The organism is Bradyrhizobium sp. dw_411, assembly GCF_018449695.1.
Taxonomy (GTDB): domain Bacteria; phylum Pseudomonadota; class Alphaproteobacteria; order Rhizobiales; family Xanthobacteraceae; genus Bradyrhizobium.
On sequence record NZ_JAAVUY010000009.1, the window covers coordinates 63,900 to 89,608 of the forward strand.

Annotated in this window: 25 protein-coding genes; 8 read left to right on the plus strand and 17 right to left on the minus strand. The window is 60.9% G+C overall.

Features of this window, described 5'->3' with window-relative positions; all coding sequences use genetic code 11:
- Positions 1-72 precede the first annotated feature (72 nt).
- Complete coding sequence (locus HB676_RS16945; RefSeq protein ID WP_213738990.1) at positions 73-1,248, minus strand: VWA domain-containing protein; 1,176 nt, start codon at positions 1,246-1,248, stop codon at positions 73-75.
- A gap of 152 nt (positions 1,249-1,400) precedes the next feature.
- On the opposite strand from HB676_RS16945, the gene HB676_RS16950 reads away from it, so the two are divergent.
- Positions 1,401-1,646, plus strand: a complete 246-nt coding sequence (locus HB676_RS16950) for a GlsB/YeaQ/YmgE family stress response membrane protein (protein ID WP_213738991.1) — start codon at positions 1,401-1,403, stop codon at positions 1,644-1,646.
- A gap of 91 nt (positions 1,647-1,737) precedes the next feature.
- Positions 1,738-2,580, plus strand: a complete 843-nt coding sequence (locus HB676_RS16955; RefSeq protein ID WP_213738992.1) for a MoxR family ATPase — start codon at positions 1,738-1,740, stop codon at positions 2,578-2,580.
- 188 nt (positions 2,581-2,768) lie between these two features.
- On the opposite strand, the gene HB676_RS16960 is transcribed toward HB676_RS16955, so the two are convergent.
- Positions 2,769-3,908, minus strand: a complete 1,140-nt coding sequence (locus HB676_RS16960; protein ID WP_213738993.1) for an MFS transporter — start codon at positions 3,906-3,908, stop codon at positions 2,769-2,771.
- 215 nt (positions 3,909-4,123) lie between these two features.
- Between HB676_RS16960 and HB676_RS34260 the strand changes: the two genes are divergently transcribed.
- Positions 4,124-4,690: a TetR/AcrR family transcriptional regulator C-terminal ligand-binding domain-containing protein gene (locus HB676_RS34260; RefSeq protein ID WP_213738994.1), complete on the plus strand. Its 567-nt coding sequence runs from the start codon at positions 4,124-4,126 to the stop codon at positions 4,688-4,690.
- An 8-nt stretch (positions 4,691-4,698) separates the two neighbouring features.
- On the opposite strand, the gene HB676_RS16970 is transcribed toward HB676_RS34260, so the two are convergent.
- From HB676_RS16970 to HB676_RS16995, 6 genes are all read right to left on the minus strand, one after another.
- Positions 4,699-5,454, minus strand: a complete 756-nt coding sequence (locus HB676_RS16970; RefSeq protein ID WP_213738995.1) for a hypothetical protein — start codon at positions 5,452-5,454, stop codon at positions 4,699-4,701.
- A gap of 89 nt (positions 5,455-5,543) precedes the next feature.
- Entirely contained in the window at positions 5,544-7,184 is a 1,641-nt protein-coding gene (locus HB676_RS16975; protein WP_213738996.1) for a GMC family oxidoreductase N-terminal domain-containing protein, read from the minus strand.
- A gap of 20 nt (positions 7,185-7,204) precedes the next feature.
- Positions 7,205-7,798: a GNAT family protein gene (locus HB676_RS16980; RefSeq protein WP_213738997.1), complete on the minus strand. Its 594-nt coding sequence runs from the start codon at positions 7,796-7,798 to the stop codon at positions 7,205-7,207.
- Positions 7,799-7,976: 178 nt separating this feature from the next.
- Positions 7,977-8,906, minus strand: a complete 930-nt coding sequence (locus HB676_RS16985; protein ID WP_213738998.1) for an SMP-30/gluconolactonase/LRE family protein — start codon at positions 8,904-8,906, stop codon at positions 7,977-7,979.
- Between the two features lie 243 nt (positions 8,907-9,149).
- The gene (locus HB676_RS16990; protein ID WP_213738999.1) at positions 9,150-9,983 is read right to left on the minus strand and encodes an AraC family transcriptional regulator; all 834 of its coding nucleotides are present in this window, start codon (positions 9,981-9,983) and stop codon (positions 9,150-9,152) included.
- A gap of 248 nt (positions 9,984-10,231) precedes the next feature.
- Complete coding sequence (locus HB676_RS16995; RefSeq protein WP_213739000.1) at positions 10,232-10,609, minus strand: hypothetical protein; 378 nt, start codon at positions 10,607-10,609, stop codon at positions 10,232-10,234.
- A 184-nt stretch (positions 10,610-10,793) separates the two neighbouring features.
- Here HB676_RS16995 and HB676_RS17000 point away from each other — a divergent pair, with 184 nt between their 5' ends.
- A complete protein-coding gene (locus HB676_RS17000) occupies positions 10,794-10,997 on the plus strand; it encodes a hypothetical protein (protein ID WP_213739001.1) in 204 nt (67 codons plus the stop codon).
- A gap of 255 nt (positions 10,998-11,252) precedes the next feature.
- Here the strand turns inward: HB676_RS17000 and HB676_RS17005 are convergent, their stop codons facing one another.
- Entirely contained in the window at positions 11,253-12,395 is a 1,143-nt protein-coding gene (locus HB676_RS17005) for a hypothetical protein (protein WP_213739002.1), read from the minus strand.
- 317 nt (positions 12,396-12,712) lie between these two features.
- The gene (locus HB676_RS17010; protein WP_213739003.1) at positions 12,713-13,366 is read right to left on the minus strand and encodes a glutathione S-transferase family protein; all 654 of its coding nucleotides are present in this window, start codon (positions 13,364-13,366) and stop codon (positions 12,713-12,715) included.
- Positions 13,367-13,581: 215 nt separating this feature from the next.
- On the opposite strand from HB676_RS17010, the gene phaZ reads away from it, so the two are divergent.
- Together phaZ and modA are read left to right on the plus strand one after the other, a co-directional pair.
- The gene (gene phaZ, locus HB676_RS17015; RefSeq protein WP_213739004.1) at positions 13,582-14,805 is read left to right on the plus strand and encodes a polyhydroxyalkanoate depolymerase; all 1,224 of its coding nucleotides are present in this window, start codon (positions 13,582-13,584) and stop codon (positions 14,803-14,805) included.
- Between the two features lie 237 nt (positions 14,806-15,042).
- Positions 15,043-15,831: a molybdate ABC transporter substrate-binding protein gene (gene modA / locus HB676_RS17020; protein WP_213739005.1), complete on the plus strand. Its 789-nt coding sequence runs from the start codon at positions 15,043-15,045 to the stop codon at positions 15,829-15,831.
- 115 nt (positions 15,832-15,946) lie between these two features.
- On the opposite strand, the gene HB676_RS17025 is transcribed toward modA, so the two are convergent.
- Together HB676_RS17025 and HB676_RS17030 are read right to left on the minus strand one after the other, a co-directional pair.
- Positions 15,947-16,729 carry an N-acyl homoserine lactonase family protein gene (locus HB676_RS17025; protein WP_213739006.1) on the minus strand — a complete coding sequence of 261 codons (783 nt, stop codon included), beginning with the start codon at positions 16,727-16,729 and terminating at the stop codon, positions 15,947-15,949.
- A gap of 58 nt (positions 16,730-16,787) precedes the next feature.
- Positions 16,788-17,543 (minus strand): SDR family oxidoreductase, encoded by a 756-nt coding sequence (locus tag HB676_RS17030; RefSeq protein WP_213739007.1) that lies wholly within the window; start codon positions 17,541-17,543, stop codon positions 16,788-16,790.
- Between the two features lie 197 nt (positions 17,544-17,740).
- Between HB676_RS17030 and HB676_RS17035 the strand changes: the two genes are divergently transcribed.
- Positions 17,741-18,640 carry an AraC family transcriptional regulator gene (locus HB676_RS17035; protein ID WP_213739008.1) on the plus strand — a complete coding sequence of 300 codons (900 nt, stop codon included), beginning with the start codon at positions 17,741-17,743 and terminating at the stop codon, positions 18,638-18,640.
- Positions 18,641-18,693: 53 nt separating this feature from the next.
- On the opposite strand, the gene HB676_RS17040 is transcribed toward HB676_RS17035, so the two are convergent.
- Positions 18,694-19,437 (minus strand): ABC transporter substrate-binding protein, encoded by a 744-nt coding sequence (locus tag HB676_RS17040; protein ID WP_213739190.1) that lies wholly within the window; start codon positions 19,435-19,437, stop codon positions 18,694-18,696.
- A 252-nt stretch (positions 19,438-19,689) separates the two neighbouring features.
- On the opposite strand from HB676_RS17040, the gene HB676_RS17045 reads away from it, so the two are divergent.
- Positions 19,690-19,857, plus strand: coding sequence for a hypothetical protein (locus HB676_RS17045; protein WP_213739009.1), 168 nt, complete (start codon positions 19,690-19,692; stop codon positions 19,855-19,857).
- A 30-nt stretch (positions 19,858-19,887) separates the two neighbouring features.
- Here the strand turns inward: HB676_RS17045 and HB676_RS17050 are convergent, their stop codons facing one another.
- The 4 genes from HB676_RS17050 to HB676_RS17065 all read right to left on the minus strand — a co-directional run bounded on the left by HB676_RS17050 (position 19,888) and on the right by HB676_RS17065 (position 25,584).
- Entirely contained in the window at positions 19,888-20,514 is a 627-nt protein-coding gene (locus tag HB676_RS17050; RefSeq protein ID WP_213739010.1) for a DJ-1/PfpI family protein, read from the minus strand.
- Positions 20,515-20,519: 5 nt separating this feature from the next.
- A complete protein-coding gene (locus HB676_RS17055; RefSeq protein WP_213739011.1) occupies positions 20,520-21,827 on the minus strand; it encodes an MFS transporter in 1,308 nt (435 codons plus the stop codon).
- A gap of 196 nt (positions 21,828-22,023) precedes the next feature.
- Positions 22,024-24,012 carry a KUP/HAK/KT family potassium transporter gene (locus tag HB676_RS17060; protein WP_249780297.1) on the minus strand — a complete coding sequence of 663 codons (1,989 nt, stop codon included), beginning with the start codon at positions 24,010-24,012 and terminating at the stop codon, positions 22,024-22,026.
- A gap of 90 nt (positions 24,013-24,102) precedes the next feature.
- Positions 24,103-25,584, minus strand: coding sequence for a caspase family protein (locus HB676_RS17065; protein WP_213739012.1), 1,482 nt, complete (start codon positions 25,582-25,584; stop codon positions 24,103-24,105).
- Between the last annotated feature and the right edge of the window lie 125 nt (positions 25,585-25,709).

The following is a 25,709-nucleotide window of genomic DNA, read 5'->3' on the forward strand; positions in this document are numbered from 1 at the left end:
TCGAGATTCCCCGATGTGCATAGCACATCTGAGGTTCGCGTTGCGCGCGCCCCGGAATGACGAGAAGTAATTTTACCGCACCAATTCCTTCATCGCTCCTTCAAGACCTTCGATCGTGATCGGGAACATGCGCTGCGAAAACAGCCGGCGGATGATGATGGTCGATTCCGAATAGTCCCAATGCCGTTGCGCCACCGGGTTGAGCCATACCGCGTGCGGATAGGTCCTGACGATGCGTTCAAGCCAAACCGTTCCGGCCTCTTCATTGACATGCTCGACCGAGCCGCCGGGCACCATGATCTCGTAGGGCGACATCGAGGCATCGCCGACGAACACCACCTTGTAGTCGTGCGGATATTTATGCAGCACGTCCCAAGTCGGTGTGCGATCGGTAAAGCGGCGGCGATTTTGCTTCCATACTCCTTCATACAGGCAGTTGTGGAAGTAGAAATATTCCATGTGCTTGAATTCGGTCTTCGCCGCCGAAAACAATTCCTCGACCTGCTCGATGTGCGAATCCATTGAGCCGCCGATATCGAAGAACACCAGCACCTTGACCGCGTTGCGCCGTTCGGGGCGCATATGGACGTCGAGATAGCCGTGGTTGGCGGTTTCCTTGATCGTGGTGTCCAGATCAAGCTCGTCGGGCGCGCCGGTGCGGGCGAATTTGCGCAGGCGTCTTAGAGCAATCTTGATGTTGCGGATGCCGAGTTCGACATTGCCATCGAGATCCTTGAACTCGCGGCGATCCCACACCTTCACGGCGCGGAAATTGCGGTTCTTCTCCTGCCCGATGCGAATGCCTTCGGGATTGTAGCCCTCGGCGCCGAACGGCGAAGTGCCGGCGGTGCCGATCCATTTGTTGCCGCCCTGATGGCGGCCCTTCTGTTCCTTGAGGCGCTCGCGCAGGGTTTCCATGAGCTTGTCCCAGCCCATCGCCTCGATCTGTTTCTTTTCTTCCTCGGTGAGATATTTCTCAGCGAGCTTCTTCAGCCATTCGGCCGGAATATCCGCCTTCTCCATCGCGTCGAGCAGGCTCTCCAGCCCCTTGAACACGGTGCCAAACACGCGATCGAACTTGTCGAGATTGCGCTCGTCCTTCACCAGCGCGGTGCGCGCCAGAAAATAGAAATTATCGATCGAGTGCTCCGCGAGGTCGGCGTCGAGCGCCTCCATCAGCGTCAGATATTCGCGCAGACTGACCGGGACCTGGGCATCGCGCAGCGAGGTGAAGAATTGCAGAAACATGCGTGACAGATTGCCCGGCGCCCCGCCACCGTCAAGGGCCGGCAGCGCGGATCAGGGCCGCTTGTTTCGCGGAAATGGCGGTCCGACCGCCTAGACCTGAGGCTTTTTTCAACTAGAATTGAGCCGTCAACGTTCGAAATAAGGCTACATCCATGGGTATCCTGGCTTCCCTCATCATCGGCGCGATCGCCGGCTGGCTCGCCGGCCTGATCGTGCGCGGCGCCGGTTTCGGGCTGATCGGAAACATCGTCGTCGGCATCATCGGCGCGCTGGTCGCCGGCTGGCTGCTGCCGCAACTCGGCATCGTGCTGGCGTCCGGCACGCTGGGCTCGATCCTCGACGCCACCGTCGGCGCGGTCGTCGTGCTCGTCGTGCTCTCGCTGATCAAGCGCGCCTGATCACCGTCCCGATTTCCACAACGGCCGCCCGGCTGGCGGCCGTTTCCTGTTCAGCGCATCCGCGCTTACGAATAAGCAAGGCACAGTGTCGATGAAATTTACCGGTACCAAGGACTACGTCGCGACCGACGATCTCAAGATCGCCGTCAATGCCTCGATCGTGCTCGAGCGTCCGCTGCTGGTAAAGGGCGAGCCCGGCACCGGCAAGACGGTGCTGGCCGAGGAAGTCGCCAAGGCGCTCGGCGCTCCGCTTTTGACCTGGCACATCAAGTCCACCACCAAGGCCCAGCAAGGGCTCTACGAATATGACGCGGTGTCTCGGCTGCGCGACAGCCAGCTCGGCGATTCCAGGGTTTCGGACATCTCGAATTACATCAAGCGCGGCAAATTATGGGAGGCCTTCACCCATGAGCAGCGCCCGGTGCTGCTGATCGACGAAATCGACAAGGCCGACATCGAATTCCCGAACGATCTGCTGCTCGAACTCGACCGCATGGAATTCTTCGTCTACGAGACCGGCGAGATCATCAAGGCCAAGCTGCGCCCGATCGTGATGATCACGTCCAACAACGAGAAGGAATTGCCGGACGCATTCCTGCGACGTTGCTTCTTCCATTACATCAAGTTTCCCGATGTCGACACCATGAACCGGATCGTCGACGTGCATTTTCCCGGCATCAAGAAGCGCATGGTGGAAGAAGCCCTGCGGATCTTCTTCGAGGTCCGCGAAGTGCCGGGCCTGAAGAAGAAACCATCGACGTCGGAGCTGCTCGACTGGCTCAAGCTATTGCTCAACGAAGACATCACGCCGGAAATGCTCCGGGAGCGCGATCCCCGCAAGCTGATCCCGCCGCTGCACGGCGCGCTTCTGAAGAACGAGCAGGACGTGCATCTGTTCGAGCGGCTGGCGTTTCTGAGCCGGCGGGAAGTGTGACGGGTTCACCCCTCTCTCCATGTCGTCCCTGCGAACGCAGGGACCCATACTCCGCGGCCTGTCGTTAAAAAACGCTGTGCGAGGGCTTTCGCGCAACACAACGTCCTGTGGTTATGGGTCCCGGCTCAAGGCCGGGACGACACCTGTTGTGTGGCGAGTTTGCCGATTTAAATTTCAAACAACCGTGTTCACCGATCCGACCAAACCGACGCCACCAGCGAGACGAAGGCGAGCAGGATGATGACAGCGCCGTAGAGATAGGCGGTGGTCGAAAGCCCGATCTGCGGGACCGACAATCCGGCAAGGACCGCCGGCACGGCGAACGCCAGATAAGATTGCAGATAGAACGCCGCGAGCAGCCCGGCGCGCTGATGCGGTTCGGCGGTCGGCAATAGCGCGCGTAGCGTTCCCGAGAAGGTCGCGCCGAATCCCACTCCGGCGATCACGGTCCCTGCGAACAGCGCAGCCACTTGCTGCTGCTGGATACCGATCATCGAGATCGCCACGCCAAGCCCCAGCGTACTGGTACTCATCACGATCAGGCGCCGCACCGGCGATTCCCGGAACACTGCGACCGCAATGGCCCCGCTCAACGTCAACGCCGCCACCACAACGCCGCCGACCCAGGGCGACGCGACGTGCATCGTCGTCTTGACCACGGTCGGCATCAGCGAAAGATAGAGCCCGCCGAGCGCCCAGGCCGCGACATTGGCCGGCGTCAGCCTGACCAGAATGGCGCGTGACTGCGGCGGGACGCGGACATTCGGACGCAGCGAGGCCAGCGCACCGGTTTTTCGCGTGCTGCTTTCCGGCATCACATACAATAGCGCGATCATCAGCACCGTGAGCCCAAGCAGAACCTCGTAAACCCGGTGCAACGGGTCGGATGCGAAGGTAATCAGCGCGGCCGCTCCCAATGAGCCGGCGGTCAGACCGAGAAACGCCGTCACGCTGTTGAGAAGAGGCCCGCGCGCGCGATTGGTATCGAGGATCGCCGCCCCCAATGCCGTGGTGCCAACACCGACGCTAAGCCCCTGCACGACCCGCGCCAGGATCAATTGCCCAACATCCCCGGCCTCCGAGAACAAGACCATCGCCACGGCGTTCAGCAACAAAGCCGCGAGGATCACTGGGCGGCGGCCGACATAGTCGGACAATCCGCCGAGCGTCAGAAGCGCCGCGAGCAGGCTCGCGACATAGCTCGCGAACACGATCGTGATCCAGAATGGCGTGAGGTGCATCGACGCCTGATAGAGATGATAAAGCGGCGTCACCGCGCTGCTGCTGGCTGCGATCAGGATCGCGCCTGCAAAGCTAAACGCGGTCATCGCGCCGGATGGCAGGGCGCGGGTGGCGCTCTCCGACCCGGCAACGAGGGCCTCGGCGGGGCCGTACCCTGCTGATTTGTCTGGCAGACTTGCATCGGAGGCTCCTAAAGCTAATATATAGCCTTAGCTATATGGGAGCCTGAGGCCTTAATGCAAATTATTTGCGTTAAGATTGACCCTCGTTTTGGCATGGCAAGATTGCAGGGAGTAACAGCGTGGCGGTCAAAGAGCGCATTCGGGTCGGGGGACGGAGTGCCCGCATCCAGAGCGCGGTGCATGAGGCGGTGACGCGTCTCGGCGCGGCGACCCCGCGCGATGAATTAACAGTACCGCAAATCGCCGCCGCCGCCGGGGTGACCCCCTCGACGATCTACCGGCGATGGGGCGATCTGTCCGCGCTATTTGCCGATGTCGCCGTGCAACGATTGAGACCGATCTCCGATCCCGAAGACACCGGGTCGATGACATCAGACCTGCGGGCCTTCATCGAACAATTCATGGAAGAGATGTCGTCGCCGGTCGGCCGGGAATTGATGCGGGATGTGTTCTCCCAGCCGGGAGACGCCCATTCGGCTCAATGCGGCTGCTTTACGACAGATCATCTGAAGACCATCGCCGAACGCGCCAGGGCGCGCGGCGAAACGCCGTTCGATGTCGATGAGGTGATCGACCATGTGATCGCGCCGATCATCTATCACATTCTCTATGGTGGCCGGAAAGTGACGCTGGATTACTGCCATGCCCTGCTCGACCGTATCAGGTCGCTGCCGCAGAAGAATTGACGGCGAAATCAGCTCAACGGCGCCAGCGTGTGCCGAAGCTGATCTTTAGAGATCTGCATCAACCCGGCAAACGGCTGGCTCAGATCCGCCACCAGGAACAGCGCACTCGATACCGATAGCGCGAACACCAGCAGCGCCGTCCAGGCCACCGCACCCGGTTCGACGAACATCCCGAAGCTGGTGAAGATCACCGTCAGCCAGACGATCAAGATCAGCAGGAACGGCGTCAGGATCGGCTTGTCGCCATCGGCGAAGATCAAGAGCCGCGTGCGCGCGATTTCATCGCTGGCCTGCACGATGCGGGGCTTGAGCAAACGCTGCGCGTCGTTGACGGGCGACAGCGCCTCGATCGCGTTATGGAGCTGTTCGGCGAGCGAGTTCACAGTGAAAGCGGTGTTTTGCGAAGCCGTCGCTTTCTCGTTCCAGATCCGGTCCATCGCCGCGGGCACGTTCTCCCGCATCAGCTTGCGAACCGGCAGCGCTTCCGGGCCGTATTGGACGAGCAATTGATCGGTCTCGACGATATAGGCGGCGAGCTGCCGGAAGTGGGCGTCCTGGGTATCGTAAGACGACTTCGCCGACGCGATCAGCAGACTGATGACAACAGCCGCCAAGGTCGCCAGCAGGCTTGCGCCGAGCCGGATGACTTCCTTGGTGTCATGGCCAAGTTTTGGTGCGGGAAGCCGGGCGCGCAATGTCATCCCCAGGACGATGCCGGCCACGATTGACACAAAGGAGATCAGGAAAGTCCAACCGGATGTCAAAACCGCCCCTCTCAATCGGACTTTCTAAAACGTGAACGCAATATAGCAGCGCAAGTCAGAAACTTATACCGGCGAACGCTACCAGCCGTTCAATTCGCCAGCGCACTCTCACTCGCCGGCGCGCTCTTGCCGCGGATCAAATCCGATGCCTTGTCGGCGATCATCATGGCCGAGGCATTGAGATTGGCCGAGATCATGCGCGGCATGATCGAGGCATCAACCACGCGCAGACCCTGCAGCCCGTGGACGCGCAGCTCATCGTCGACCACGGCCCATTTGGCATCGGCCGGTCCCATCCGGCAGGTGCAGCCGGGATGGAACGTCGTGGTGCCACGCTGCGTCGCCGCGGCCAAAAACTCGTCGTCGGTCTGCACATTGGGTCCGGGGAAATCCTCATAGGCGTAATAGGGCGCAAGCGGCGCCGACGCCAACAGCCGCCGCGCCAGCTTCATGCCGGCAACAACCGTGCGGCGATCAAGCTCCTCGACCAGATAATTGGTCTGGATGATCGGCGGTTCGAATGGATTGGACGAGCGAACCCGGACATAGCCGCGGCTTTCGGGCCGCTGCTGCCATGATGCGACCGTCATGCCGGGCTGGTCTTCGAGCTGCCCCTGCACGCCTTCCTTGTAGCTCGCCGGCGTGAAGGTCAGTTGCAGGTCGGAGCTCTCGGTGCTTTCGCCGGAATGCCAGAAGCAATAGACCATGGTCGGCGACAGCGACAGCAGCCCGCGCCGCGTCGTCGCCCATTTGATCGCTTCGCCAACGAGGCTGAGACCGCGCCGGCGTTCATTGATGGTCTTGATGTTCTTGACACGCGCGACCGAGCGCGGCGCGTAGTGGTCCTGCAATCCCTCGCCCACGCCTGTGAGCGCATGGCGCACTTCGATGCCGAGCGAGTTCAGTAAATCAGGCGAGCCGACGCCGGACAATTGCAGCAGTTGCGGCGAATTATACGTGCCGCCGGACAGGATCACCTCCTTCGCGGCGCGCACTTCAACCGGCGTGCCGCCCTTGCCGCCTTTGCTGTAGCGCACGCCCACCGCGCGCTTGCCCTCAAAGATGATTTGCGTCGCATGGGCATGGGTGTGCACATGGACATTGGGCCGCTTCATCGCCGGATGCAGGAACGCGGTCGCGGCACTGACGCGCAAGCCATTTTGAATGGTGCGCTGGGCGTAGGAAACGCCCTCCTGGATCGCACCGTTGTAATCGGGATTGCGCGGAATCCCCAGACTCATCGCGCCCGCCATGAACGCTTCGCAGAGCGGATCGCGCCAATCCATCGTGGTAACGGTCAGCTTGCCGTCGCGCCCGCGAAACGCCTCGTCGCCATCGCCAACGCGCCGCTCCAGCCGCTTGAAGTAGGGCAACACATCGGGATAGCCCCAACCGCGATTGCCGAGTTGCGCCCAGGTGTTGAAGTCCTGGCGCTGGCCGCGATTGTAGATGTGGCCGTTGATCGAGGAGGAGCCGCCGAGCGTCTTGCCGCGCGGCGCATAGATGCTGCGTCCGCCGGTCCACGGCCCCGGCTCCTGCTGATAGGCCCAGTTCAGGCTGCGCATATGGAAGGTCTTGATGAAGCCCGCCGGCAGATGAATGTAGGGGTGCCAGTCACTGGGACCGGCTTCGAGCACGCAGACGCTGCTGCGGGCATCTTCGCTCAGACGGCTGGCGAGCACGCATCCCGCCGAGCCCGCTCCCACGATCACATAATCGAACGTTTCCATGATCCCAATTCCGGCGGCTGTTACCGCGCCTTTTCGTTGAGTTGAAAATTCAGATGCACCTTCACCGTCGGCCATTCGGCCGGAAGGATACTGTAGACCACCGTGTCGCGCAGCGTGCCGTTCGACGCGATCTGATGGTTACGCAAAATGCCGTCCTGCTTGGCTCCGAGCCGCTCGATGCCGCGCCGGCTGGCATGATTAAAAAAATGCGTACGGAATTCAACCGCGATGCAGTCGAGTTTTTCGAAGGCATGCGTCAGCAGCAATAACTTGCACTGGGTATTGAGCGCGCTACGCTGCACGCGCTTGGCATACCAGGTCGAGCCGATCTCGACGCGCCGGTTCGCCGCATCGACGTTCATATAGGTCGTCATGCCCGCGATCCTGCCATCGGCATCGAACGCCGTGAACGGCAGCATCGCGCCGGAGGCCTGCAGCCCGAGCCGGCGATCGATCTCCTTGCTCATGTCCTCGGCTTTGGGAATGGAGGTGTACCAGAGCTTCCACAACTCGCCGTCCTTGACGGCCTCCGTCAGCCCGTCGCAATGATCCCGCAACAGCGGTTTTAATTGCGCGTGCGGGCCGCTGAGGGAAACGGGATCAGGCCAGGGCATTATACTCTCCATCTCGAACCGTCATTGCGAGAGACCCAGATTTCGTCATTCCGGGGCGATGCGTAGCATCGAACCCGGAATCTCGAGATTCCCCGATGTGCAATTGCACATCTGAGGTCTGGTGCTAACGCACCATCCCGGAATGACGGCTTCTGATACTTCGCTCGCAATGACGTCATCACTTATTCAAAAAATTCAGTGCCAGACCCGGCCGCGCCCAGTCCATCGCGATCAACTCGCCCCTGCCCGACAACGCGATGTAAGCCGTCTTCAACTCAGGCCCGCCGAAGGCGATGTTGGTGGTGACGCGGTCGCCGGTCGGCACCTGCTCGACAATGCGGCCATCGGGCGCGATCACCGAAATGCAGCCGGATATCAAAGTCGCAACGCAGACATTTCCGCTCGCTTCTACCGCGAGCGAGTCGAACATCTGGTAGCCGCCAAGACCCGCAATGGGTCTACCGCGTTCGCCGCGATAGATCACATCGCCCGGCCTGACTTCGCCGGGCGCGGACAGATCGAACGCCCATAGCCGCGCCGTCGGCGTCTCCGCGACATAGACGGTGTTTTCATCCGGCGACAGCCCGATGCCATTGGCCGGGAGCATGCCGAAATGGCCTTCCACCACTTCGCTGCCACCGGGCTTCATGTAATAGAACGCGCCGACATCCAGGTCGCGCGCGCGGCGCTTGCCCAGATCCGTGAACCAGAGCCCGCCGTGCTTGTCGAACACCAGATCGTTCGGCCCCTTCAGCGGATGCTCGCCGCATTTATCGAACAGGGTTTCGACCTTGCCCGATACGAGATCGACGCGCTGGATCGATCCGCCGATATATTCATGCGGCGCCGGCCCAGCCGGCATCATGGTGCCGCGCGAGGCAATCCAGCTGAAGCCGCCATTGTTGGCGATGTAGCATTTGCCGTCGGGCCCGATCGCCGCGCCATTGGGGCCGCCGGGAATTTCCGCGACGATCTCTTTGCGCCCATCAGGCCATACCCGCGTCAGCCGCCGGCCGCGGATTTCGACCAGCACCACCGATCCGTCCGGCATCACCACCGGCCCTTCCGGGAATTCAAGATCGGTGGCGAGAACGCGCACGTTCGGCATGGAATCCTCCGGCAGTCTTCTTCAGCGCCGCGGATTCCGCATTGCGCAATAGTTCGTTGCGCAATGTTATGACAAAGTCGATCTCGCTTGCCAAGCAAGCACGGGGATGATTGGACCGCGCAGGGCTGCCCTGCGGCGACCGAGATTCCCGTAGGATGGGTGGAGCGAAGCGATACCCATCAATTATCGCACAAAGAAGGTGATGGGTTTCGCTTCGCTCTACCCATCCTACGCACTTTACCTTCAGTCCCGCACCGGCACCCAAATCTCCAATCCGCCATTGCCGGTGAGCGGATCGAATTTGTCGTCGTAGCGCTCGAAATTAGGCGCGTCGGCGATCTTCAATCCGGATGCCGGCAGCCAGTGATTCCAGATCGTGTTGATGGTGCGGCGCACCGTCGAGATATGTTCGCTGTGAACGAATACCGCATAGCGCTGTTCGGGAATGCGGACGCTGGAAAACTCGCGCGGCAAATCCGAAAAATCGGACACCTCGACGCCCGCGATGTAATCGAAATTTCCGGCATCGTCGCCATTGCAACACACGCCATACGCGACAGCCCCGATCCGGCCGGGAATGTTCCCGACCGATTGGTGGAAGCGTTGCCATTGGTTGGGAATGCCGGCACCGTTCTCGTGATTGTAGCGCTCGCTGAGGCCGGCGATCAGCAGCGGCTTGCTGGTTTCAAAACGCGGCGGCTGCAGACTGTCCGTGAGGGTTGAGTCCATGGGGATCGGCTCCTGAAGCTTGATATGATCAAGACGCTTGGCGCTGCGGACCGCTTCGGGCGTCACCCCGAAATGGTCGCGGAACGCGCGGGTGAATGCTTCGTGAGAGCCGTAATCCGCATCCAGCGCCAAGGTCAGGATATCGGGCGCACCGCTCGCGAGCGCCCGCGCCGCTTCACTAAGGCGCCGGGCACGCACATAGCGCATGACCGACAACCCCGTCGCGGCGGCGAACGCCCGCACCATGTGGAAGCGCGAGACGCCACCGATCGCCGCGACCTCGTCGAGAGTCAAAGCCTCGGCCAGATGGCTTTCGATAAACCAGAGCGCCTTCTGGGCTGGATTCATGAACAACGGCCTTCATTCGAAGCACGCGCAGTGTGACTTGTTTGCGCGCGCGTCATTTGACAGTCCTTGCGCTGGTTGGTTTAGGGGGGATGGAACCCAGCGCGCAGTCCGCATCCGCTGCTATCTATCCCGTCATTCCGGGATGGTGCGCAAGCACCAGACCTCAGATGTGCAATTGCACATCGGGGAATCTCGAGATTCCGGGTTCGATGCTTCGCATCGCCCCGGAATGACGGAGAGCCAAACTACTACTTCGCGCCTTCCTTCACCGCCGGCGCACCATCCTTCCCCGGCGCTCCATCCGCTTTCTTCTTCTGATCCTCCGCCGATTTCTTCTGCGCCGTCTGCAGATCATCGACAATCTTCTGCAAACCGACGACCGTACTCTTCAAACCCTCGATCTGCCGGTTCGCGGCATCGAGCTTCTGCGCATGGTCGGCGCTGAGTTTGACGATGGTCTTCTGCAGGAAATCGACATTGCTCTGCAGGCAACTGGTGCGGCGCTCCATGGTCTTTTCGACGGTGCAGATCTCAATACCGGGAACGTCCTGCGCGCAGGTCTCCACCGATGTCAGCGCACAAACCCCTGAAAGCACAGATGCAACGAGAGCAATTCGGTCTATCATCAATATCCTCATTGAAACGGTGCTCATCGCGGTCAAATTGTTGCGAGATGTTGACGATACCACACTGAAACCTCATTCGCGCGTTGAGGTTTTATCGAGTGCATCCTGGCCAGGAATGCCGGCGGGATGCCGGATATAAAAAATATGATGGCGCGTCCGGCGCGCCCTGACGGAGAAAATTTGAATGGCAACGCGTGAACGACGGCTGGCGGAATTCAACGGCGAAGGACAACCGCCGCCGGATCAGCCGGTGCAGGTGCTGTGCGAGGATCATAGCGGCACCTATCAACTGCCGTTCCCGTGCCGCTTCATCGATGGCGTCTGGCGCAATCACGAGTCGGGCGGCGCGGTCGAGGCAACCGTGGTCGGCTGGCGCGTGCGGCGCTGATTCATATCCACGCAAGTCGGCGCGGCGGCATTGCCGCTGTGCCAAAATGCAACGGAAGCCGGCGCTATCGCCTGACTATGAAGGTTTGTCTTAAGGTTCGGAACGCCGATGGAACGAATCGCGCCCGAATCAGCCGAAGCAGCCTGTACGCCGCTGTTCACGGCTAGATATCGGCGAGCTTGTCAGGGATCGCACCATATCCAGACCATCCGGATCGGCGGCGTCGCCGGCCCCGGCTTCAAACGTTAACAGCGCTTACTCGTACAAATAGCCGACCGGCTTTCCTTCGGTGCGCAGCGGACGGACATCCTTCCCGGTGATGATCTGACCGGCCAGGCCGTCAATTTCGTCACGCTGCGTCGGCGTCCAGCTACGAAGATTCTCGATGCCTTTCAGCAGGCCGAGCCGGAGGATTTGCGTATTCTCACCCATCCCCACGAGATCGATCGTGTTCTTGCCCGCCGTCACCGTGTCGCCGGTCGCAAGTTCAAAATTCTCACCGGCGCTGTTCTTGAATTCGGCACTGCCGCGAATGACGCGGTAGATAACGACCTCGCCCTTTTCGAGAAAGGCCATATCCGCCGTCGCCGATACGCTCTTCGGCAGCAGCGAATGGCCACGCGGATCGGTCGCGATGATATGGCCCGTGGTCAAACGGCCGCTCGGAATTTCGATCCCGATGTCGCGTACATAAACCGGCCCGGCGGATTTGATGGGCGTACCAGCCGGCAACGGCTTGTAGAGCGCTTCCAGCTCCAGCGGATCCTGAAGCCAGAAGCCGGCATCGGCCGGACGATCATGCAAAGGATGGCTCCAGGCCACGCGCGGCGTTTCCGCTTCGTTGATGGCATCCGGACCCACCACCGTCGGGTTGGGGAAGGTCGTAGGATCGGTAATGAAGGCTTCAAGAAACTTGCCGGAATAGCCCATGGAAATCGGATCCGGCACCACCGTCTGCGGCGTTTTCAGATTCTCTTCAGTCGACAATCCTGACCAGGTGTAAAAGAGTTGGCGATGAACGATCGCGCTCTGCAGCATCACCGCGCCAGGGCTGACGGCGTAGTAGCGGCCGTCGTAATCGAAGGTAAACATGCCCGACGTAACCAGCACCAACTGAAAGCCTCCCGGCGGAAGGTGAAGATGGAAATCGGTGGGGCCGGTGTCGGGCCGGTAAATCGGCAGATTTGTCGCGACCTCGTGGAGCAGGAAGGTTTCGTTGTTGGCATGAAAGCCTTCGTTCACCCGGTTGTAGAGCGCCTGCGGGCGATAGGTCGCCTCGTACGACGCATCCCGGTTGCGATCGATGGCGACGAAGTTCTTGTTGTTCAGGTGAAGCGGATCGCCGTTCGGGTGAGCAAGGCCAAGCCATTTGGGATCGACTGCGGCATGCATATTCATGGCACCCTCCAATCTCTGCGTTTCGGCCGCGACGGCGCAGCGTCCAATATTTTGGCAGCCGAAATTGCCGCGTTCACAACCCAGTGGTGCTATGCGAAAATCACGCCAGCCGCGCTGCACCGCGGCAATTTTGCAGATCGCGGTTATGAAAACGGCGAAGCTCTTGGACGCCGGTTGGAATTTCGGTCACGCGATTTTTCGCAGCCTACGGCCGGTGCGCCGCGAAGGGCCTTATCGAAGCCCTGCGTGATCCGAAGTTAAGCAAGACGTGCCCGCGGCTTGAGCCCTTCAAACAGGCAGCCGATGGCTAGTACTGCCTAATATTCAACCTCAAGCTCTTCGATGTCGGCGGGCTCGGCCTTGGCGGCTTCGATCCATTCCTGCATTTCCGGGAGCGCCATGATCATGTCGGCATACTCCTTCAGGCGCGGCTCCAGCTTCACATCATAGGTCATGAAGCGGGTCACCACCGGTGCGTACATGGCATCCGCCATCGAGCGCTGGCCTAACAGAAACGGACCGCCCGACATCGCCAGACACTCGCGCCAGATCGTGCAGACCCGATCGATATCCGCCTGGGCGCGCGACCAGATCTTGAAACCGGGAAAATGCCCCTTCAGATTGACCGGCAGCGACGCCCGCAGCGTGGTGAAGCCGGAATGGATTTCACCGCAGATCGAGCGGCAATGGGCGCGGTGAATACGGTCCGCCGGCAGCAGGCCGGCATTCGGCATCACTTCGTTGAGGTAGTCGGCGATCGCCAGCGTATCCCAGACGGTGGCGCCGTCGTGCCGCAGACACGGCACCAGAATGGAGGACGACAGCAGCAGGATTTCAGCCCGCGCCGAGGCGTCATCGGGCGCGGTAACGATTTCGTCGAACTCCAGCCCGGAAAACTTGGTCAGCAGCCAGCCGCGCAGCGACCAGGACGAATAATTCTTGCTGCTGATGGTCAGTGTCGCTTTCGCCATATGGCTTTTCCCTTACGCCTGAACGCCCGACAGCACCCGCCGGATACCGCTTCTCGCCGAAGCGCCCCACCAGGTGCCCATTGTTTACGCTTCACCCGATTCATACCGGGTTATGGCGGTTAATCAGCAAGCGACGTGCCAGTTTCAGAGGCTATTTGACTCTTCTTTGGCTTCAATATTGCATAGCAACATTAGGTGCCAGGGGCGGATTCCGGATGATGTCGATGATGTATCAAGCCTACCAGAACCATATGGATCTGACCGCGCCGTGGCGGACCGGCGCTGCGTCGGCGCTGCGCTATCTCAACCTGGTCCCCCAGGGCGTGTCCGACAAATTGTTCGGACGGCTCGCCGCCGCCCTGGAGCTGATCTCGCGCACCTCCCTCACCTATACGCGTCCACCGTACGGCATCGACAAGGTGATGGTCGGCAATCAGGAACTGGCGGTATCAGAGGAAATCGCCTACGCGACGCCGTTCGGCTCGCTGCTGCACTTCAAGAAGGAAAATTCACCGGAACAGCCGCGCCTGCTGCTGGTCGCGCCGATGTCCGGCCACTTCGCGACGCTGCTGCGCGGCACGGTCAAAACCCTGCTGCAGGATCATGACGTCTACATCACCGACTGGCATAACCCGCGCGACATTCCGCCTGATGAAGGCAAATTCGGGCTCGACGAATATACCGAGCACCTCATCACCTTTCTCGACCAGTTAGGCCCGCGCGCGCATATGGTGGCGATCTGCCAGCCCTCCGTGTCGGCACTCGCGGCCGCGGCGATCATGTCGGAGGACAATCACCCCGCCCGCCCGGCCACGCTGACCCTGATGGCCGGCCCGATCGACACCCGCATCCAGCCGACCAAAGTGAACGAATTCGCCAAGAGCAAGCCGCTGAAATGGTTCGAGGAGAACCTGATCAATTACGTGCCGTTTCAATGCAAGGGCGCGTTCCGGCAGGTCTATCCCGGCTTCATCCAGCTCACCGCTTTCGTCTCGATGAATCTCGAGCGCCACATCAAGTCCCATGTCGATCTTGCCGACCATCTGGCCAAGGGCGAGGTCGAGAAGGCCGAGACCATCAAGACCTTCTACGACGAATATTTCGCCGTGATGGATCTGCCGGCGGAGTTCTACATCGAGACCATCCGCGACGTGTTTCAGGAGCATCTGCTGCCGCAGGGCAAATTGATGTACCGCGGCCGTCCGGTGAATCCGGCCTCGATCAAGCGCATGGGCCTGATGACGGTCGAGGGCGAAAAGGACGACATCTGCTCGATCGGCCAGACCCTGGCGGCGCAGGATCTCTGCACGGGTGTGCGCGCCTATCGCAAGGTGCATCACATGCAGGCCGGCGTCGGCCATTACGGTGTCTTCAGCGGCCGGCGCTGGAACAACGAGATCTATCCGCTGCTGCGGGATTTCGTGCATGTTAATTCGTGAGCTCTTGCGTCATTCCGGGGCGCGTCGAAGACGCGAACCTCAGATGTGCAATTGCACATCGGGGAATCTAGAGGACGTGTCCTCGTACACCTGCTCGAGATTCCGGATCGGTCCGCGTGGCGGACCGTCCGGAATGACCGCGTGGATGAAGCAGTCCTAGGCTAATCCCCCTTGGCCAGATACGATCCCTCCCGTAATAGTGCGGCCGATCAAGAGCCGTCCCTGGAGGAAATCATCATGAGAATATCCGCAACTATCCGCAGCCTCGCGCTGGGCTTTGTCGCCGCCTTGTCGCTGGCCGGCTCCGCTGGCGCAGCCGAGGTCCGGGTGATGATTTCGGGCGGATTGACCGCGGCCTTTAACGCGCTGGTGCCGGAATTCGAGCGCCAGACCGGCAACAAGGTGATCACCTCTTACGGACCTTCGATGGGCACGACCACCAACGCGATCCCGATGCGCCTCGATCGCGGCGAACCGGCCGATGTCCTGATCCTGGTCGGTTATGCGCTGGAGGATCTGATCAAGAAGGGCAAGGCGAGCGCCGACAGCCGCGTCGATCTGGTGAAATCGCCGATCGGCATCTGCGTCAAGTCAGGCGCGCCGAAGCCCGACATCAGCTCCTCTGAATCCCTCAAGCGCGCGCTGTTGGCGGCGAAGACGGTGGCCTATTCCGATAGCGCCAGCGGCGTCTACGTCTCGACCGAAATGTTTCAAAAGCTCGGTATTGCAGACGCGATGAAGGACAAGGCGAGGAAAATTCCGGCAACACCAGTTGCCGAGATCGTGGCCCATGGCGAGGCCGAGATCGGCATGCAGCAGCTCAGCGAGATGCTCCCCGTCGCAGGCGTCGATATCGTCGGACCGCTGCCGGCGGATTTGCAGAAGATCACGATCTTCTCGGCCGGCATTGCCACCGTGTCGAAAGAACCTGACGCCGCTAAGGCGCTGATCAAATTCCTCGGCTCTCCGGCCGCCACTCCCACCATCATCAAGAGCGGCCTGGAGCCGATCCCGGCGACGAAGTAAAGCTGCAGCGCAGCGAACGCCGGCGTCTCCGCTTCCGCTCCGAAAGCGGAAGATGCCAGGTTAGAGCGCCAGGTCCGTTAAGTGCCATAAGTGGCCCTGCGCAACCTGGAATCCGTCACACGACCCATCGAGGGGCATGGGCCAAAGTCCCGTTTTGCTCGGTGTCGTGATTAATCCAGAAACCGGCGTCCAGCTCTCGCACGAGCGCGTCTACCCGGTCCATCGACGCTACCGTAGCGGCGTGATCGGCATTAAAGGTCGGGATACGACGAAGACGGAAATTCTCGCGATTATGAGCAACGTCTCCGCTGAGGATGATTGGGCCGGTCTCCGGCAGCCGCACTAGTAGCGAGCAATGGCCCAGCGTGTGCCCAGGCGTGAAGATGAGGCGTACGGAGCCATCGCCGAAAATGTCGTGATCACCCTCGACGATTTCAGTCGGATTTCCACCCAACGTCTCATAGAGCTCGCGGACATATCCGAATTCTTCCGGATTTGGGCCGAACATGGCGTCGCGTTCCGCCTTCTGGGCAATCCATCGTGCCTTTGGAAATAGACGGCAGTTGCCGACATGATCGTAATGGGCGTGCGACAGCACGAGTCGATCAATCTCGTCGGGAGCAACGCCGATACTTTCAAGTTGCGACGCAATGGTCGTTCTCACGACACCCCTGATGCCGTGAGCGACGACCCTCCCCTCCGGCTGTTTTGTCATCTCATCGGCCGTACCTGTGTCCCAAAGCAGCCAGCCTTCCGGATGGCGAATGAGATAGGCGTTGCAGCTTAACGTCATCGGAACGCCGACATTGATGCCCGGCGAATAGATCGATCCATCGTCGACCTTGGCCAATCCCCCATCGAGGATGTAAATTCTCTCGACGCAGTTCGCGTTTTCCATGGGACTTCTCTTTTCTTGCTCTTCGATGGCCGGGCCCGGAGGCAGCGCAGACGATTAGCTAGATAACTTGGCCACCGGATACTTCAATGCGCTGGCCGGTAACCCAGCGATTATCGGGGCCGAGCAAGCTCGCAACCATCGGTCCGATGTCGTCGGGCATGCCGACCCGGCCGAGCGCGGTCATGCCAGCGAATTGCTTGTTAAGGTCGGGCATGTCGCGTACCGCGCCACCAAGGAAATCGGTCTCGATTGCGCCAGGCGCCACCGTATTCGCGGTGATCCCGCGGCTGGCCAGTTCCTTTGCCATGTAGAGGGTAAGAATTTCAACAGCCCCTTTGGCCGCCGCATAGGCGGAAAATCCTGCAAAGGATATGCGGGTCAGGCCTGACGAGAAATTCACGATGCGGCCGCCATCGGCGATGATCGGCAGCAACGCCTGGGTCAGGAAAAAAACACCTTTGACATGCGTGTCGAAGAGCGTGTCGAACTGCGCCTCGGTCGTTTCGGCAATGCCGGCCATTTCGCCTTGGCCCGCATTGTTGACCAGATGGTCGATGCTGTCGCGCGCCCACTCGGAGGCGAGGATCGATCGGACGTTCTGCGCGAAAGCAGGAAAGCGCGCGATGGCGCTCACGTCCAGCGGCAGGGCAACGGCCTTGCGGCCGATCGCAGCGATCTCTGCGACGACGGATTGCGCCTCCTGCGCGCCATTGCGATAGGTGATGATGACGTCGCCGCCGTGACGCGCGATGCTAAGGGCCGTGTTGCGCCCGAGGCCCCTGCTGGCGCCGGTGACGAGAGAAATCGTGCTCATCGGTCATCTCCTGGATCAAGTGTTTCGATGGCCGAAACATCATCAGCAAACTTGAGACCGAAGTTGCCAGAACATCGGTGATTGTTGCCTATTTCTACGAACGGAGCCGATCTGACGCTCATAACGCGTGCAAATTCTTGCCCAATTTGCCAGTATAGCCTTGTGCAAGCGGACCCACGCGACCTAAGCTGGAAGGCATGAGTGCCGCCTTAGTCGATATTGTACGCCATCATGCCGAGGTGAACCTCACGCGCGACGTGACCTCCTTTACGCCGATCCCGGGGCTGACGATTATTCGGGAGATGGGACCAACCGCCTTGCAATATGCGGTCTCAAAGCCGCTGGTTGCGCTGCTCCTGCAAGGTAACAAGCGCGTCACCCTGGGTAGCGAAAGTCTCGATTTCGGCGCCGGAGAGTCGTTGGTGATCGCGGCTGATATTCCGACCGTTAGCCAAATCACTCGGGCATCTGTTGCGGCTCCTTATTTTTCAATCGTATTTGACCTCGACGCGGCCATCATCGAGGGGCTGATGGTCGACATGGGCTCTCCCGCGCCTGCGGCGGCCGTAACTTCTTCCGTTCACGTCGATGCTACCGAGGCCGATGTAGCAGACACGGCATTGCGGCTTTTGCGTCTGCTTGATCGCCCGGCATCTCTGGCCGTCTTGCATCGTCAATTATTCCGCGAACTGCATTTCTGGCTGATGAGTGGCCGGCATGGCACCGCCATCCGCGGCCTTGGCGTGACAAACGGCCATGCGCAGCGGATCGGTCGAGCCGTATCCATCATCCGCGAGAATTACGCGAAGCCCTTGCGACTCGAATGTCTGGCGGAGGCTGCCGGCATGAGCATCTCGTCCTTTCACGAGCATTTCCGCGCGATCACCTCGCTGACGCCCCTGCAATTCCAGAAACAGATGCGGTTGATCGAGGCACGCCGGATGATGCTGGCCGACGGCGCGACGGTAAGCAGCGCCGCCTATACCGTCGGTTATGAGAGCGTGACGCAATTTACCCGCGAATATGGCCGTCTATTCGGTATGTCGCCCGCCCGCGACATCAGACAGGCCCAAGACAGAATGCGATCCGCTGCGTGAGGCGCGATGCAATCCCACCTCTCCCCTAAGAGAAGTGAAGATCAGAACGCCTCTTACTGCGCCCGCAGCGGCGTGTCCTTCAACCCGTTATTATCGAATGCCTTGCGCAACAGGCCGCTGGTCTTGGCTTCGTTCATGAACTTGGTCGCATATTCCAGCGCCTGCGGACGGCCCAGCGGCACTGCGATCGCGGTCACGGTCTGTTTGAAGGTTTCATCCAGCACGCGCGTGCCGGGAATCTTCTTCGACAACGCCGTGAGCTGGTCGCGCGACAGCGCAAAGGCATCGATCTCGCCGTTCTTGAGCAGGTTGAAGATCTCGTCATAGGTCTGATAGCCCGTGACCTTGGCTTGCTTCAAATGCGCGACCGCACCTCGCATGGTGGTGGTGTTATTGACTGCCACGACCTTGACGCCGGGCTGATCGAGGGTCGCAAAGTTCGTGATGGTCGAGCCTGCCTTGACGATATAGGTGGCTTCGGTGACCTCATAGATCGGCCCGAACGACATTTTCGCCTCGCGCTCGGCGTCCTTGGGCAGCCAGGTGATGTCCCAGGCGCCTGTACCGACCGAGTCCGTGATCAATCCCGAATTCTGGTAGGCGACATATTCGACGGGGACGCCGAGCTGGTCGGCCATCGCCTTGCCGAGATCGACCGGGACGCCGGCATAGCCGCCGGTTTCGGTCTTGGTGGACCAGTACGCGCCGCCTGCTGCGCTGATTCCGATCGCTACCCGCAGCTTGCCGGTAGGAAACAACTGATCCTTCAGCGCATCAGCGCTCGCGGAACCCGACATCATCATTGAAACACCCAGGATAAGGCCGGCAATGCGCGGCAAGGAAAGATTGGACATGGCTTGTTGCTCCCACAGCTCGTTATCAGTGTCGAGCTTTCAGCCGCTATTGTGAAGGATTGCGACGGTTGTTGAAAGCTGGCTTTCGCCGACCGGCCCGCCATTTTCCAGCAAGTCGCGGGATTGTGACTTTAATCACATAAATCAGCACAGCCCACCCCTATTCCTACGCGCACCGGAATGGGAGTGACGGCAATGACCTCAGCATCGTGGACCCGTAAAGAGCTTGCGCTCATCGTTGTCATCGTGGCGTTCGCCTGCACCGCGGCCTTCCTTTCGGTCAAATTGACCCGTGCGAAACAATCGCCCGATGCGAGCCTCGGCGTTGAATGGCAGTATACCGCCACGACAAGGGAATCCTGACGACGGACGCGACTAGCCTGCAGGCGCGCGCTATTCGGCGATCAGAACCGGCGCAAAGCCCTCGCGATTGGCGCGCCACGCCCGCTGATATTCCATGATCCGGGCGGTCTCATCCGCGACCTGCTGGCCGAGCATATCGGCGATCAGATGCAACGTGGTATCGATGCAGAGTGAGACCCCGCCGCCGGTCACGACCGTTCCCGTGTCCACCAGCATCGTCTCGCGCACGTCGATCTGCGGATAGGTCGCGCGCATCACCTCGATCGGCGAAGTCTCGGGCGGCACGACCTCGCGTTTGGTGGTCGCCGGACCGTTGTCGAGCACACCGCTCGCCGCCAGGATCATGCCGCCGGTGCATACCGATGCGATACGCTGCGAGGCATGAACCCGCCTGATGTAATCGAGCGTCGCGGGCGTCTGCGCCTGTGCGGTCCAGCCGGGACCGCCGGTGACGATGACCAGATCGCAGGGCGGCGCATTGTCGATGCCGAAGTCAGCCGTGACCTTCAGCCCGTTGGCGAGCGCGACCGGACCGGCATGGGGCGCAATGGTGCAGATCGCAATCTCCGGCGCGATCCGGCGCGCCATCGACAGCACCCCGAAGGTCGCGAGATCAATCGGCTCGACGCCGTCATAGATGAAAATGCCAAACTGCACCCGCTTCATTCCTTCAGCGGAACGCCTTTGGTCTCGTGCGCCGCGAGCGCGGCCGCCAGCGTAATCAGCGCCAGCACGATCATCATGATCGACACGCCGGTGGTGCCGCCGAGATATCCGACCATCGCGGTCGCTATGATCGGCGCGAAGCCGCCGCCGATCGCCGCGGAAACCTGAAATCCAAAGGACGCGCCGCTGTAGCGGACGCGGGAGCCGAACAGTTCGGGGAAGTAGCAGGATTCCGGCCCGAACATCATGCCGTGGCCGAAATTCATCGCGATCATGATCGCGGTGAAAATCAGCGCGGTGCTCTTGCTCTCCACCATCCAGAACAGCGGGAAGGCGAACACGATGGTGAACAGCGCGCCGAGAATATACAGTGGCCGCCGCCCGATCTTGTCGGACAGCCAGCCGAACAATGGCAGGCTGATCAGTTCGAGCAACGCGGCATACAACACCGCATCGAGCATCATCGGCTTCGGCAGGCCGAGCTTGCCGGTCGCATAGCCGACGACGAACACCGTGAGCATGTAGACCCAGGAAACTTCGGAGAGCTTCAACCCGACAGCGATCAGAAACATTTTCCCGTTCTTGCCGACGGCTTCGCCGACCGGATTGTTCGACAGGCCGTCGCGCTTCTTGAGCCCTTCGAATACCGGCGTCTCCGGTATCCGGGATCGCACGAAAGTTCCGACGGCGAGCAGCACGACGCTGACGAGGAACGGAATCCGCCAGCCATAGGCCGCGAAATCGGCCTCGGGCAATTTGCTGACCAGGGTGAACATCAGGGTGGCCAATACCAGCCCGATCGGAAATCCGATCTGCACGAAGCTCGTATAGAAACCGCGTTTGTCGGTCGGCGCGTGCTCCAGCACCATCAGCGAAGCGCCGCCCCATTCGCCGCCAAGGCCGATGCCCTGGATCAGGCGCAACACGATCAGCAGGATCGGCGCGAACACGCCGATCGAGGCATAGGTCGGCAACAGCCCGATACAGAAGGTGCTGAGCCCCATGATGAACAGCGTCAGCACCAGCATGGATTTGCGGCCAAGCCGATCGCCGAAATGACCGAACAGCGCGCCGCCGAGCGGCCGCGCCAGAAAGCCGACGGCGTAGCTGCCGAGCGCCGCCAATGTCCCTGCGAGCGGATCGAAGGTCGGGAAGAACGCCTTGTTGAACACCAGCGTTGCCGCGGTGGCGTAGATCAGGAAATCATACCATTCGATGACGGTTCCGAGTGCGCTCGCGAACACGATGGAATTGATCCTGGGACGCTCGATACCGACGACCGGCGCCGTGGCCATAATGGTCATTGGGGCCTCCTGTTGCTGCGCAATCCGCGAAAAGCGGAGGGAAATATCGGCTTAATGAATGCAAGCAGCATGCCGGAAGCGAACTGATTCGTCTGTGCCGGATCGAGACGCCTGCGCATTTGCTGCCGCGCACGCACCAGAAACTGCCCGGTAGTACCGTCCCCATGCGGCACCACCAGCCGCGGCAGCGGCGATTTCAGATATCCGCCCGGAAGCCGACCTCGATGATGGCGTCGTGCGGGATCTTGAAGAAATCGGGCGCGCGGCTCGCGATCCGGTTGAGGAAGGAGAAAATCGCAAACGACACGGGATCCATCGCCGATCCTTCTTCCTTGCGAACGATGGTCTCATGCGCGATGTAGTAATTCTTGTGGTCCAGATCCGCATCGAAGCCGAGCCGGTTGCAATTGATCAGGCTGAGCGGAATATCCGGCGTCTGCATGAAGCCGAGCCTGACCTGGATTCGGTAGAAGCCGTGGCCGAGACGGTGCACCGAATGGCGCTCGTGAAACGGCACCCGCGGCCGGCGATCCGATACGAAGGTCAGCAGCACCACGGTCGCATGCAACACCCTGTTGTGCTCGATATGGCGCAGCAGCATCGGCGAGGCGCCGTGCTCGACCTTTGTCAGCCATACCCCCATGCCCGGCGCCCGGCCGATACAGGTGGTGTCGGCATATTCGAGAAATTGCTTGAGCGGCATCGACATCTCCTGGAGACGATGCCGCACCACCGACGCGCCCTTGCGCCAGGACAGCATCAGCGATGCAATGAGAGTGCCGACGATGAGCGGAAACCAGCCGCCTTCGACGATCTTGATCGAATTCGAAACCAGGAAGGTCGCGTCGATCGCACCGAACACCACAATGATGGGGATCGCGATCGCGGGCGTCCATTGCCAGCGCGTCACCGCGACCCGATACAGCAAGATCGTGGTGATCAGCATGGTGCCGGACACCGCGATGCCATAGGCGGCGGCTAAATTTTCCGACGACCGGAACAGAACGACAGTCAGCAACGTGCCCGTCATCAACAGCCAGTTGGCGGCGGGCACATAGATCTGGCCGGCCTCGTCGACCGATGTCGGGATGATCTTGGCGCGCGGACACAGTCCCATCTGCATGGCCTGCCGGGTCAGCGAGAATACGCCGGAGACCAGCGCCTGCGAGGCGATGATGGTCGCGAACGTCGCCAGCACCACCATCGGGATCAGCGCCCAGCTTGGTGCCAGTTTGTAAAAGGGATTATCGGCCGCGGCGGGATCGGCCAGGATCAGCGCGCCCTGCCCGAAATAATTCAACAGCAATGCCGGCAGCACCAGACCGAACCACGCCCGGCGGATCGCGGTGGCGCCGACATGGCCCATATCGGCGTAGAGCGCCTCGCCGCCTGTGAGCGCCAGGAACACCGCGCCGATCACGACAAAAGAAACTTTGGGATCGGCGACTAAAAACCGCGCGGCTTCCGCGGGATTGATCGCACCCAGAATGGCGGGGGCCATGAAGATGTTGGCAGCGCCGAGCCCGCCAAGAACCACAAACCAGACCACCATGATCGGGCCGAACAGCTTGCCGATGCCGCCGGTGCCATAACGCTGGATCACGAACAGGCCGATCAGAACCGCAATCGTCGCCGGCACGATGAAATGCTCAAACGCCGGTGCGACCAGCTTTAATCCTTCCATCGCCGACAGCACCGAGATCGCCGGCGTGATCACGCCGTCGCCGTAAAGCAAGGATGCGCCGATCACGCCCAGCAGCACCAGCGCCGGCAGCCGGTTGCCATTGGCGACCTGCTCCGCGCCGACCAGCGACAGCAATGCCAGGATGCCGCCCTCGCCGTCATTGTCGGCGCGCAGCACGAAGACCACATATTTGAGCGACACCATCATGGTCAGCGCCCAAAGAATGAGCGAGACGATCCCGAGAACGTCCGCCGGCGCCGGAACGGGATGGCCGATGCCGGTCAGCGCGACCTGAAAGGCATAAAGAGGACTGGTGCCGATATCGCCGAACACGACACCGAGCGCCGTCAGCGCCAAAAACCCGGGACTGCCGGCGTGATGCACATATTTGGGCTGATCTTTTAACGCCTCGGATGGACTGAGACCCGCGCCAACGAGACTGGCATCGGAAACCGCGCGATCAACCAGGCCGCCGACCGGCGCACTCGATGGCATATCCATACTGAACCTCACGACACAAGGACGCTGTCTGAGCTCGTGCGTTCAGCATTCAAGATTTAGGCCATCGAGACGTCGTCTGGAAAACCCTGACTATCGCCGGCCGCCGCCACCACCTCCGCGCCCACCGCCACCATAACCACCGTTGCCACCATAACCTCCGCCGCCGCCGCCAAAGCCACCAACGTAGCCTCCAACTCCGACCGGCGAGCTGTAATTCGAGGACGGGCTGCTTTCCTCTTCTTCCTCATAATAGACCGCAGGCCGCGGCTTGCGCTTCGGCGGAGCTTCTTCGGCGTGCCTCCTGTCGGGACGCTTCTTTTCGACGTTCCTCGTCCGCGGCTCCGGCTCCACTTTTTTGAGCACCGGCGGTGTCGCCGGCGTGATGCTGCAGGGGCAGGTCGGCCCCAGCGCGACGTTGGTCGGCTGCAACAGCGCGGCACTGACGCCGAGCGAACGGTTACGCACGCGTTCTTCCATCTTGCGCGCGGTAGCGGCCAGATCGCTGCTGCCATAGCTCGCCAGAAATGCATTGAACGACGAGCCCGTGTTGGTCGCGACCGCGTTTGCCCACGCCTGCATCTCGCGCCGGCGGTCCAGCAGCGAGCGCACCCGCGGGGTGTAGGACGACTGCGCAAATACGTTGGTGAAGGCTTCATAGGCCGCGACCGAGTCATCCGCGATCACCAGATCGTAGGCATCCTTCGGTTCCTTGCCCGTGAGATCCTTGCGCCAATCGTCGACACTGCGCGCTGTCGTCGGCTTCGGCCCGGCCATGCTCTGGCCGGCACCCTTGTCGCCGAAGAACCTGAAGTCTGAAGTCAACGACGAGCTTTCCCAGGGAACCTGCCGGCCATCGGTCGCCTGATTCACCGAGACGCGGACGCGCTTGAAAGCTTCCTCGATCGGAAGGTTCGGCTCTTTCACGACCGAGAGCACCGCCTTGGTGTACGGACTGTTGTCGCCGTCACCGTCTTCCGCTTCCGCGCCCGGCGACGTGGAAAACGAAATGAACCAGCCGGATGCGCCGGACTTGGTATCGATGATCGCGAGCCCATGGCCTGCGGTCTTGTTGAGCGCCGGGAACGGGTTGTTGCGGCAGGCATCCAGCATCAGGACACGCATCCGCGTCGGCAACGCAGCCAAGGTGTTCATGAGATCGTTGAGCCGCACGGCCTGCAACGGAATATCGGCTTCACGTTTCGGATCGACATCGACCGGCACCAGATAATTCTCGCCGTCGATCTGCAGCCCGTGACCGGCGTAAAATACCAGCGCGACGGTATCGGGTCCGCTCGCCGCCACCTTGGCCGCGAAATCACTGACGGCCTGGCGCATGTCGTTCTGCGCCAGATCGGGCGCGGCGGTAACTTCGAAGCCGGCATTGCCGAGCAGCTCGGTCATTCGCTTGCCGTCATTGGCGGCGTTAGGCAACGCCGGCACGGCGCGGTAGGCCGACTGGCCGATCACGAGGGCTACGCGGTTTTCCGCCAACGCGGCAGGCGCGGCGCAGACCTGGAACAAAAGCAACAGCGAGGATGGCAAAAAGAAATCGCGAAAAAGGAAACGGCGCATCACAACACCTCCGTCGCAATGAATATCATTGCATGATGGCAGCTTATTAACATCCGCGCCAATGCGTTGTGTGTGAGCTACCTCACAGCCCCACACCTCCTGAAGACGGTGCTGTCCGGCACGAC